The sequence below is a fragment of the Microbacterium sp. genome (genome assembly GCF_030149085.1).
Lineage (GTDB): Bacteria > Actinomycetota > Actinomycetes > Actinomycetales > Microbacteriaceae > Microbacterium.
The window spans coordinates 1-10,584 of the sequence record NZ_JASBSF010000300.1 but is presented as its reverse complement, the minus strand read 5'-3'; the positions used below and the strand labels follow the sequence as shown (position 1 = coordinate 10,584).

The following is a 10,584-nucleotide window of genomic DNA, read 5'->3' as shown; positions in this document are numbered from 1 at the left end:
CGAACCGCTTCTTCCGCGCCGCCGCTGACGCCCGGCGCTGACAGTCTTCGCGCCCGCCGCCCTGGCAGCCGTGTCGCGCGCCACGAACCGGCGGTGAATGAACCGCACGATCTCGATTCCGCCGATCGTCGCCACGATCACTACCGTGAGCAGGTATGCGGCATCCTCCCCCGGGTCCGTGAGCTGGAAGAACTCGGTAGCGAGGGGCACCGAGAAGATCAGCACCAGGCCGATGAACATCGCGCCGATCACAAGGCCCTTGTAGCGGTTGATCGGGCGGGACAGCACGGTGAGGATCCAGATCCCGACGATGGCGAGCAGGATCGTCGCGCCCGTTCGCATTTGCTGCTCGTCGACGCCGAGCGACTGCGCGCCGAGCGTGTAGAGGGTGAGGCCTGCCCCGACGACGACACCGGCGGGTATCGCGAAACTCAGCGACCGCCGCAGGAACCCGGGAATATAGCGCTGCCGGTTGGGCATGAGGGCCAAGAAGAACGCCGGGATGCCGATGGTGAGCCCGTCGGTGATGGAGAGCTGCCTGGGCAGGAACGGGAATTGCAGCACCAGGATGCCGAACACGATCGACAGCACGAAGATGTAGGCGGTCTTGGTGAGGAAGAGCATCGAGACGCGCTCAATGTTGGCGATCACCTGCCGCCCCTCCGCCACGACGTCGGGCAGGTGCGAGAACTGGCCGTCAAGCAGCACAAGACGCGCGACAGCCTTCGTGGCAGCGGCGCCGGAGTTCATCGCGATGCCGATGTCGGCGGTCTTGATCGCGAGCGCGTCGTTGACGCCGTCTCCGGTCATCGCCACGGTGTGTCCACGCGATTGCAGGGCAGTGACCATGCGCTTCTTCTGCTCGGGGGTGACGCGACCGAACACGTGGTACGTCTCGAGCACATCAGCGAGCGCCTCGTCGTCCTCGGGCAGCTGGCGGGCATCGAACCCCTCGGGCGCATCCACTCCCACCTCACGTGCGATGGCAGCGACAGTGCGGGGGTTGTCGCCGGAGATGACTCGGATGCCGACCCCCTGCTCTCGGAAATACGACAGCGTTTGCGCGGCATCCGGCCTCACCTGTTCGCGGAAGGTGAGCACGACGATCGGGACGAGGTCGTCGGGAATGCGCTCCGCCTCGGCCTGTTCGTCAGAGATCGGATGCGGCGAGTGGCCGAGCACGAGGGTGCGCCGTCCCGTCGCGGCAAGGTCGGCGACGAGGGACCCGAGATCGGTTCCAACCCCGGTCTCCTCCGGAAAGACCATCTCGGGAGCACCGAGAACCCAGGCACCCGACGGACCATCGGTGAACGAGACGGCGCTCCACTTGCGTGCCGACGAGAACGGGATCGCCGACCCCGCGGCGACGGGGGCGTCGAGCGGGTACGGGTCGCGCAGGCAGCGCGCTGTCGCATTGGCCGCCGGGTCGGCGCCGTACCAGGCCAGCGCCTCGTCCCATCCGGGCGCCGCGGCGTCGCCGACGGGATGAACCGCATCGAACTCGATCTCGCCCGCGGTGAGCGTGCCGGTCTTGTCGAGACACACGACATCCACGCGCGCCAGCCCTTCGACGGCGGGGAGTTCGTTCACGAGTACCTGTCGCCCCGCGAGCTTTGCCGCGCCGACCGCGAAGGCGATGCTCGTCATGAGCACGAGCCCGAGCGGGATCATCGCGGTGACCGCGGCAATGGTGTTCACAGCCGCCTGAACCCAGTCGCCACTCTCCCAGGCGGCGACCCATCCGCCGAAGACCATCATCTGGGCGTTCAGGACCAGAAGCGCCATGGGCCCGATCGCCCAGCCCACAACCCGGAGCACGAGGTTGATCGAGGAGCGCAGCTCGCTCGAGACGAGCGAGAAGCGCTTGGCTTCGGCGGCGAACCGGTTGGCATAGGAATCGGCGCCGACACGGATGACGCGCGCCATCCCCTCCCCCGCGACGACGATCGACCCAGAAAGCGCCTCGTCGTCGGGGCGCTTGTCGACGGCATCCGACTCGCCCGTGAGCATCGACTCGTCGACCTGGAGCCCGCGGGCATGAATGACCTCGGCGTCGGCAGCGATCTGGTCACCGGCGCGGAGCACCAGGATGTCGTCGATCACGACAGCGGTCGGGTGGATCTCGGCCTCGACACCATCACGCAGCACGCGGGCGGTGGGCGCATTGAGCAGGGCAAGCCGGTCGAGCGCCGCCTTCGCACGGAACTCCTGCCACACACCGATGATCGTGTTTGCCAGGGCGCTGAGGCCGAAGATCGCGTCTTGCCACCGCCCGAGGAGCAGGAGCACGGCGAAGCACGACCCGACGATGGCGTTGAAGATCGTGAAGACGTTGGCGCGGATGATGCTGCCGATGCTCCGGCTCGAATCGGCCTGATAGGCGTTGGTTCGGCCGTAGGCCACACGCTCGGCCACCTCGGCAGCCGCGAGTCCGGTGATCTCGTCATCCCCGGTCGGCTCGGGCCCTGGCTGCGTTGCCACATCGGTACCGCTGGTCATGCGTTCACCCTAGCGGGCACGCCCGGCGCGGGAGGGTGCAGGTTCGGATGCCGGGAATGCACGAAGGCCCCGGATGCCGAAGCATCCGAGGCCTTCGTGAGAAAGTCGCGGGGACTTACTTGAGGGTGACCGTGGCGCCTGCCTCTTCGAGAGCAGCCTTCGCCTTGTCTGCGGTCTCCTTGTTGGCGCCCTCGAGGACAGCCTTGGGAGCACCGTCGACGACGGCCTTGGCCTCGCCGAGGCCGAGCGAGGTGAGCTCGCGGACGACCTTGATGACCTGGATCTTCTTGTCGCCAGCGGCCTCGAGGATGACGTCGAAGGAGTCCTTCTCTTCAACCTCTTCGGCGGGGGCACCACCGGCGGGGGCGCCGGCAGCGGCAACCGCGACGGGCGCGGCGGCGGTGACGTCGAAGGTCTCCTCGAACGCCTTGACGAACTCGGAGAGCTCGATGAGGGTGAGCTCCTTGAACGCGTCGAGCAGCTCTTCAGTGCTGAGCTTTGCCATGATGATTCTCCTTGATGGGTGTGGTTATCGCCGGGGCCGACTCAGGCCGCGGACTCCTGCTTCTCACGCAGTGCGTCGACCGTGCGAACGGCCTTGGACGGCAGTGCGTTGAAGACGAATGCTGCCTTGGTCATCGAGGCCTTCATCGCGCCGGCGAGCTTCGCCAGCAGGACTTCACGGCTCTCGAGGTCGGCGAGCTTGCCTACCTCTTCCGCGCTCAGGGGGGAACCGTCGAAGTATCCGCCCTTGATCACGAGAAGAGGGTGTGCCTTGGCGAAGGCGCGCAGTCCCTTCGCGACGGTGACCGGGTCACCGTGCACGAACGCGATAGCCGAGGGCCCCTTGAGGTCCTCATCCATCGACGTGATCCCCGCGTTGTTCGCGGCAATCTTGGAGAGCGTGTTCTTCACCACGGCGTACTCGGCGTCCTGACGGATCGCACTGCGAAGCTCCTTGAGCTCGGCAACCGTCAGGCCGCGGTACTCGGTGAGCAGAACGGCGGTCGAGTCCTCGAAATGCTTCGTGAGCTCGGCAACCGTCGCTTCCTTCTGCGCCATGGCCACTCCTTGTGTCTTGTCCCCATCCCACGGTGGCGGGATGGGAGCCTCTGACCCCCAAAAATGAGAAAAGCTCCGGCGCAAGCGCACGGAGCTTCGGCCCGGATGGGCGTTGTTCGTGACACCTGCGCAGGCCCCTGGGCGTTGATCCTGACGGACAACTTCCAGTGCTTCGATCGACGTTCGCTTACGCGCACGCCGATGACCGGCGGTCTTCGGCTCCGACAAGTGTACGCGGCACCCGGCCAGCCCGACAAATCGGTGTCGAGGCTCTCGCGCTTCCTCGCGTGTACGGGCCGCCGAGGTCGCGACCCGCACGTAGGGTCGAGGGGTGACTCCCGAACTCCAAGCGCGCATCGTCGCCGACTCACGAGACCGGGTCGCGTGGGTGCGGGCCCGCTCGCGCGGGATCACAGCAACGGATGTCGCGACGCTCACCTCCGAGCGTGCCATCGCCCGCGCCGCCGACGCCAAGCTCATGGGCTCCGGCTTTTCGGGCAACGCCTATACGAACCACGGGCGACTGCGCGAACCCGAGATCGCTCGCTGGGTAGCCGCAACGCACGGCATCCAACCCTCGTCGGCGCTTTTTCACGCCGAAGTGGAGAAGCGCCACCTCGCCACCCCCGACGGCGTGGTGGTCGACGCGCAGGGGCGCGTCATCCTCGCCGAGATCAAGACGACGAACAAGGAGTGGCGCAGCATCCCCCGCTCCTACCTCCGCCAGGTCTGGTGGCAGCAGCATGTCCTCGGCGCCGAGCGCACGCTCGTCGCCTGGGAACAGCATGACGGTTTCGTCCCCGTCGGCGACGAGCCACGGTGTGCGTGGGTTGACCGCGATGAGACGGAGATCGCGCGGCTGGTCGGCCTGGCGACGGCTCTCATTGATGAGCTCTACGTACGCACACAGCGCACCCGAACGCTGACTGTCGCCCCGGTCACGACGCGCGAGCCATATCGCGCCCTCGCACTATCCGACTGATCAGCCACGCCCTGCCGCTCGCCTCGCCTCATCCGGCACCGTCGGGCTCCGCTATGACGCACGTCGACCAACTAATTGACTCCTGTCAACCAAATAGCGTATAGTTGACATTTGTCAATGACTGCGCGATGACGAGCGCAGCCACATCCTCGTCGTCCAGAAGGCAACCCATGGCATCCGCTTCTTCTCCAGCTCCCGCCCTCACCGACTCCGGGATGACTCGCCGCCAGGTCCTGGAGGCCCTCTCGGGCCTGCTCCTGGGCATGTTCGTCTCGATGCTCGCCTCGACGGTCGTCTCCACCTCGCTGCCGGTGATCATCCACGATCTCGGCGGCGATCAGGCCGCGTTCACGTGGGTCGTGACAGCGACACTCCTGACGACGGCGATCTCGACGCCCGTGTGGGGCAAGCTCGCCGATCTGATAAATCGCAAGCTCCTCTTCCAGCTCGCGATCGGCATCTTCGTCGTCGCCACCGCCGCGGCAGGCTTCGCCCCGAATACCGAGTGGCTCATCGCCATGCGTGCCGTGCAGGGCGTCGGCGCCGGAGGCCTTGCGGCGCTCAGCCAGGTGATCATGGCTGACATCATCAGCCCGCGCGAGCGCGGTCGCTACATGGGTCTGTTCGGGGCCGTCATGGCGCTTGCGACCATCGGCGGTCCCCTCGTCGGCGGCGTCATCACCGACGGGATCGGCTGGCGCTGGAACTTCTACGTCGCCCTCCCGTTTGCCGTTGCAGCGCTGATCATCGTGCAGCGGACCCTCCACCTGAAGCCTCTGACCGCACGCAAGGTCTCGATCGACTACCTCGGCATCGTCCTGCTCTCGGCTGCCGTCTCGCTGCTTCTGATCTGGGTGACCCTCGCCGGGGACTCCTTTGACTGGTGGTGCCTGACGACCCTGCTGATGGTGGGCGGCGCGATCCTCGCAGCCATTGCGTTCATCGTGGTCGAGCTGCGCTCACGCGAACCCCTCGTCCCGCTCTCGATGTTCCGGAGCCGCACGTTCACGCTCGCCGTGCTCGCCTCGATCGCCACCGGCATCGCCATGTTCGGGGCCTCGGTGTTCCTGAGCCAGTACATGCAGCTGGCCCGGGGCGCCACACCGACCGAGGCCGGGCTGATGACGATCCCGATGATCGCCGGCCTTCTGGTGGCATCCGTCGGCGTCGGCCAGCTGATCACCCGCTTCGGGCACTGGAAGCCCTACCTCATCGCCGGCAGCATCTCGCTGATCGCCGGCTCCGCCCTGCTGACGACGATCCACTACGACACGAACTTCGCTCTCGTGTCGCTGTACATGTTCCTCCTCGGCGCCGGCATCGGGATGACGATGCAGAACCTCGTGCTCGTCGTCCAGAACACGACCGAGCCCACGAAGATCGGCGTTGCAAGCTCCGGCATCACCTTCTTCCGAAGCCTCGGTGGCAGCGTCGGCGTTGCCGTCATGGGCGCAGCCCTTGCCAGCAGCGTCACCGACCTGCTGGGGGGACGAAAGGATGACATCACCGCCGCGCTCGGGGCCCTCGGCGACCAGGCCTCGAGCTGGGCCTCGCAGCTGCAGTCGGGATCCCTCCCGCAGGTCTCTGCGATGCCCGAAGGTCTGCGGGTCATCTTCGAAGACGTCTATGCTCAAGGCATCTCACAGTCCTTCTTCATCCTCGTTCCGTTCGCGATCGTGAGCCTCATCGCCATCGCGTTCCTACCGAACGTCCCCTTGACTCGGATGACGAACCGCGAGCGGCTGGAAGCGAGCGAAGCCGACCTCGCCACCGTGTCAGTCGCCGAGGGCATGGACACTCTCACCGCCACTGCCGACTTCTCGACGGATGCCGACGGTTCCCGCCGCGGCGAGACTGCTCGCGCGGCATCCAGCCCGGGGTCGCCACGATGAGCGAACCCGCAGCTCCCGAGGACCTCGACCCCGCAGCCCGCGAGCATCGCGCGGCAGTCGACCGGCTTGAGGGGGCGATCTCCGAGCTCATCTCGCGCATCCGAAAGTTCTATGCGCAGATCGCCGATGAGGTGAGCCCGGGAATGCTCCCCGGGACATTCAAACTCCTGGCCACGATCGGCCGCATCGGACCCACGACATCGTCGACTCTCGCCCACCGCCTGACGGCCGACAAGGGAATGATCAGCCGGCAGATCAGCGAGCTCGAGAGCCTCGGGTTCATCGAGCGGACCGCTGATCCCGACGACCGCCGTTCGCGGCTGATCTCCCTCACCGCGGAGGGACGGAAGCGACTGGATGCCGCACGAGCACCGTACGAGCGGATGCTCTCTCATACTCTCGCGGAGTGGCCCACCGAGTCGATCGATGATCTCACTGATCTGCTCACCGCTTTCGCCTCCGGCGACATCCCGAAGCGCTGACTGGCGCGTCTTATCGGCGCGGTGACACCGACGTAACACGAGCGAGACAATCGCGCGGTTGACTGAGATCACCTCGCGGAGGGCGGGGTTCCACTGGTCGTCCAGTGTCACGTCGACGCCGATGTGCACGACCCTGAGACGACGTGTTCGCGGAAGGAGCGACCGATGCGATTCCGGCCGCTACGCCAATCCCACGAAGCTCAGGCATTCTCGACCGAACCCGCGGAGGTCCCGGAGGTGATGCGGGCGGTCACCGTCGCCCAGTGGGGCGCTCCCCGCGTCCTGACCGAGGCTACCGTCCCCGTACCACGCCCGGTGCTCAGCGAGGTGCTCGTACGCGTTGTCGCTGCAGGTGTGAACCCGATCGATGCCAAGACCCGCGCCGGTAAAGGGCTCGCTCCTGCCGTCTCAGACCTCCCCGGGATCCTCGGGTTCGATTTCAGCGGCGTCGTCGTCGAGTCCCCGTTCGAGACGCATCCGTTCCCTGTCGGTACCGAGGTCTTCGGCATGGCAGGGTTTCCCCGCACGCCCGGAAGCTACGCGGAGTATGTCGTCGCGCCCACGCTGTCGATCGCGCGGAAGCCTGCTTCCCTCTCTCACGTCGAGGCAGCAGGAGTTCCGGTGGCGGCCCTCACAGCGTGGGGCCTGGTGGTCGAGACCGCTCACGCTCACGAGGGTCAGCGCATCCTCATCCACGCGGGAAGCGGGGGCGTGGGGCATTTCGCCGTGCAGTTCGCTGCCTACTTCGGCGCTCATGTGACAGCCACGGCATCCGGCGCCAACGCCCCCTGGCTCCGCGACCTCGGCGCCTCCGTCGTCATCGATCACACCTCGACGCGCTTCGAAGAGGTCGTCCACGATATGGATGTCGTCATCGACCTCGTCGGCAACGTGACCGACTCGATCGGCACACGTTCCCTCTCGGTCCTGCGTCCCGGTGGGATCTACATTCTCGTGCCCACCGGATCATGGCCGGAGTATCGCGAAGCGGCGGCAGCTGTTGGCGTCCGCGCGACCAGCTACAAAGTGATTCCGGAAGGGGCAACACTCGCCACCATCGCTCGCTTGCTGGATTCGCGCTCGGTGCAGGTGTACATCGATCACGTCCTCGACCTCGCCGACGCGGCGAAGGCACACGCCGACATCGAGGGCGGACATACTCGCGGCAAGATCGTGCTGCGCGTCAGCGACGATTGAGGCTGGGCGCAGGCCGAAGCACCCGTCGCCCCTCTTCGACGATCTCGGCGGCCACGGCATCCAGGAGTGGCGAACGCAGATTCCACTGCTGCCAGTACAGGGGAACGTCAATCGGCGGACCCCCCAACCGCACGAGCGCGCGGCTCTCGAGCCCAGCATCGGACTGAAAGCCCGGGAGCAGCCCCCACCCGAATCCGAGCCCGACTGCCTGGGCAAAGTCATGGGATGCCGGGACGTAGTGCCTCGGGGCCTCCGAACCCGATATCCCCTGCTCCCGCAACCACCTGTCTTGCAGGTCGTCGCGACGATCGAAGAGGACGAGCGGAGCTGCGGCCAGCGCACGGGTGTCGTCCCGTGAGGTGCTGAGGTAGCGGGCCACGAAATCGGGGGTAGCAACGGCCTCGTAGCGCATGACCCCCAGCGCGGTCACGCGGCATCCTGCTACCGGCTCTGCACGGGACGTCACGGCGCCCATCACGGTGCCGCCCTCCAGGAGTGCGGCGGTGAAGTCCTGATCGTCGCGGTGAAGATCGAACACGATCGGATGCCGCGCGCTCAGGCGTGCCAGCGGCGTGAGGAACCAAGTGGCGAGCGAGTCAGCATTGACCGCCAGCGGCACCGACACAGGCCCCTCCTCGGCCCCATCATCAGCGCGGAGCCCACCCATGCCGGCGAGAGCATCGTGTTCGAGCACGCGCGCCTGACGAGCGAGCCGGATGACAGCATCTCCGGCATCCGTCGGGCGAACGGGCTTCGAGCGCACGAGCAGCACTCGCCCGAGCTGATCTTCGATCGCCCGCAGGCGCTGGCTGACCGCGCTCGGCGTCATCCGCATCCGTCGCGCCGCAGCCTCGAGCGTTCCCTCCTCGGCGATGATCGCCACCGTCTCGGCCAGGTCGAAGTCGATCTTCATGTGAAGTGATGCTAATGCTTGGTGAGAATCTTTAGCTGGAGTTGACTCGGACTCACCGTTAGCGTCGAGGGGTGCTGACTCCCCTCCTCGCCGGGCTCGGGCTCGGCCTGTCTCTGATCGTCGCCATCGGCGCCCAGAACCTTTTCGTGCTGCGCCAAGGCATCCGTCGGGAACACGTGCTCGCGGTGGTCGTCGTGTGCGCGACGTCTGATGCAATCCTCATCGTGCTGGGCGTTTCGGGCGTCGGACTCGCACTGGCAGCGCTGCCGTGGCTGGTGACCGCGGTGCGATGGGCGGGCGCGGCCTTCCTCGTGGGGTACGGCCTCTTCGCCGCCAGGCGCGCCTGGCGCCCCTCCGGAGCACTCACTGTCGACCCGTCGACCGAAGCCGCCGCAGGCTCTGCCACCGAGCCGTCGTCGGCGATCCACGCGGTGACAACACAGACGCGACTGTCGACGACCGTGCTCACGGTCCTCGCGCTCACCTGGCTGAACCCGCACGTCTATCTCGACACGGTGTTTCTGCTCGGCAGCGTCGCCACCACCCACGGGGATGATCGCTGGGTCTTCGCGCTCGGTGCCGTGGCCGCGAGTGTCCTCTGGTTCAGCGCACTCGGGTTCGGAGCCCGGTATCTCGGGCGGTGGCTCGCGACGCCGCGAGCCTGGCGCATCCTCGATGCGATCATCGCCGTCGTCATGATCGCCCTCGGCGTCAGTCTCGTCCTGGGTGGATGAATGACAACGGCCCCCGCCGCAGCGGAGGCCGTTGTCGTATCAGAGCGTTGCTCAGGCGATGCTGTTGACATCCAGCGGGATGCCGGGGCCGAACGTGGTCGACACCGCACCCTTCTGGATGTAGCGGCCCTTCGAGCTCGAGGGCTTGAGGCGAACGATCTCGTCGAGCGCAGCCTTCAGGTTCTCGTCGAGCTGCTCGGCCGAGAACGACGCCTTGCCGACGACGAAGTGCACGTTGGCGTGCTTGTCGACGCGGAACTCGATCTTGCCGCCCTTGATCTCCTCGACGGCCTTGGCCGGGTTCGGGGTGACCGTGCCGGTCTTCGGGTTCGGCATGAGGCCACGGGGGCCAAGCACCTTTCCGAGACGACCGACCTGACCCATGAGCTCCGGGGTGGAGACGGCCGAGTCGAACGCGGTGTAGCCACCGGCGACCTTCTCGATGAGCTCGGCGCCGCCGACCTCGTCGGCACCCGCGGCGAGCGCGGCCTCGGCGGCCGGGCCCGTCGCGAACACGATGACGCGGGCGGTCTTGCCCGTGCCGTGCGGCAGGATGACCGTGCCGCGCACCATCTGGTCGGCCTTGCGCGGGTCGACCCCGAGCTTCAGGGCGACCTCGACGGTCGAGTTGAACTTCGACGAGCCGGTCTCCTTGACGACGGAGACGGCCTCGGTGGGGCCGTAGAACTTGCCCTCTTCGATCTTGGCTGCGGCGGAGCGGTAAGCCTTGGAGTTCTTGCACATGATTACGCCTCCACCGTGATCCCCATCGAACGGGCGGTGCCCGCGATGATCTTCATGGCCGCCTCGACGTCGTTCGCGT

The 10,584-nt window shown here is 66.8% G+C and carries 10 protein-coding genes and 1 pseudogene; 5 read left to right on the top strand and 6 right to left on the bottom strand.

Annotated elements, in window-relative coordinates:
* The 3 genes from Q1V87_RS12495 to rplJ all read right to left on the bottom strand — a co-directional run.
* Positions 1 to 2,499, bottom strand: a 2,499-nt coding sequence (locus Q1V87_RS12495; RefSeq protein ID WP_300593391.1) for an HAD-IC family P-type ATPase, incomplete at its 3' end; no start/stop codon positions are given.
* Between the two features lie 115 nt (positions 2,500 to 2,614).
* The gene (gene rplL / locus Q1V87_RS12490; RefSeq protein ID WP_292710082.1) at positions 2,615 to 3,004 is read right to left on the bottom strand and encodes a 50S ribosomal protein L7/L12; all 390 of its coding nucleotides are present in this window, start codon (positions 3,002 to 3,004) and stop codon (positions 2,615 to 2,617) included.
* A gap of 41 nt (positions 3,005 to 3,045) precedes the next feature.
* Complete coding sequence (gene rplJ, locus Q1V87_RS12485; protein WP_300593387.1) at positions 3,046 to 3,561, bottom strand: 50S ribosomal protein L10; 516 nt, start codon at positions 3,559 to 3,561, stop codon at positions 3,046 to 3,048.
* 331 nt (positions 3,562 to 3,892) lie between these two features.
* Here rplJ and Q1V87_RS12480 point away from each other — a divergent pair, with 331 nt between their 5' ends.
* From Q1V87_RS12480 to Q1V87_RS12465, 4 genes are all read left to right on the top strand, one after another.
* Positions 3,893 to 4,543 carry a YqaJ viral recombinase family protein gene (locus Q1V87_RS12480; protein ID WP_300593385.1) on the top strand — a complete coding sequence of 217 codons (651 nt, stop codon included), beginning with the start codon at positions 3,893 to 3,895 and terminating at the stop codon, positions 4,541 to 4,543.
* A gap of 170 nt (positions 4,544 to 4,713) precedes the next feature.
* Positions 4,714 to 6,435, top strand: coding sequence for an MDR family MFS transporter (locus tag Q1V87_RS12475; protein WP_300593382.1), 1,722 nt, complete (start codon positions 4,714 to 4,716; stop codon positions 6,433 to 6,435).
* Complete coding sequence (locus Q1V87_RS12470) at positions 6,432 to 6,917, top strand: MarR family transcriptional regulator (RefSeq protein ID WP_292710075.1); 486 nt, start codon at positions 6,432 to 6,434, stop codon at positions 6,915 to 6,917. The genes Q1V87_RS12475 and Q1V87_RS12470 overlap by 4 nt, the downstream gene beginning before the upstream one ends.
* 240 nt (positions 6,918 to 7,157) lie before the next feature.
* Positions 7,158 to 8,114 (top strand): NADP-dependent oxidoreductase, encoded by a 957-nt coding sequence (locus Q1V87_RS12465; protein ID WP_300593394.1) that lies wholly within the window; start codon positions 7,158 to 7,160, stop codon positions 8,112 to 8,114.
* Here Q1V87_RS12465 and Q1V87_RS12460 read toward each other — a convergent pair.
* Complete coding sequence (locus tag Q1V87_RS12460) at positions 8,101 to 9,027, bottom strand: LysR family transcriptional regulator ArgP (protein ID WP_300593379.1); 927 nt, start codon at positions 9,025 to 9,027, stop codon at positions 8,101 to 8,103. The two genes, Q1V87_RS12465 and Q1V87_RS12460, sit on opposite strands and share 14 nt — an antisense overlap.
* A 71-nt stretch (positions 9,028 to 9,098) precedes the next feature.
* Between Q1V87_RS12460 and Q1V87_RS12455 the strand changes: the two genes are divergently transcribed.
* Positions 9,099 to 9,761: a LysE/ArgO family amino acid transporter gene (locus Q1V87_RS12455; RefSeq protein WP_300593377.1), complete on the top strand. Its 663-nt coding sequence runs from the start codon at positions 9,099 to 9,101 to the stop codon at positions 9,759 to 9,761.
* Positions 9,762 to 9,812: 51 nt separating this feature from the next.
* Here Q1V87_RS12455 and rplA read toward each other — a convergent pair whose 3' ends face one another.
* On the bottom strand, positions 9,813 to 10,505 hold the full coding sequence (gene rplA / locus Q1V87_RS12450) for a 50S ribosomal protein L1 (RefSeq protein WP_300593374.1): 693 nt from the start codon (positions 10,503 to 10,505) through the stop codon (positions 9,813 to 9,815).
* Between the two features lie 2 nt (positions 10,506 to 10,507).
* Positions 10,508 to 10,584, bottom strand: a pseudogene (locus Q1V87_RS12445) (50S ribosomal protein L11); the annotation flags it as partial.

Coding starts and splice junctions, on each gene's coding strand:
- rplL (WP_292710082.1), bottom strand. CDS start 3,004: ATGGCAAAGCTCAGCACTGAAGAGCTGCTCGACGCGTTCAAGGAGCTC.
- rplJ (WP_300593387.1), bottom strand. CDS start 3,561: ATGGCGCAGAAGGAAGCGACGGTTGCCGAGCTCACGAAGCATTTCGAG.
- Q1V87_RS12475 (WP_300593382.1), top strand. CDS start 4,714: ATGGCATCCGCTTCTTCTCCAGCTCCCGCCCTCACCGACTCCGGGATG.
- Q1V87_RS12470 (WP_292710075.1), top strand. CDS start 6,432: ATGAGCGAACCCGCAGCTCCCGAGGACCTCGACCCCGCAGCCCGCGAG.
- Q1V87_RS12465 (WP_300593394.1), top strand. CDS start 7,158: ATGCGGGCGGTCACCGTCGCCCAGTGGGGCGCTCCCCGCGTCCTGACC.
- Q1V87_RS12460 (WP_300593379.1), bottom strand. CDS start 9,027: ATGAAGATCGACTTCGACCTGGCCGAGACGGTGGCGATCATCGCCGAG.
- rplA (WP_300593374.1), bottom strand. CDS start 10,505: ATGTGCAAGAACTCCAAGGCTTACCGCTCCGCCGCAGCCAAGATCGAA.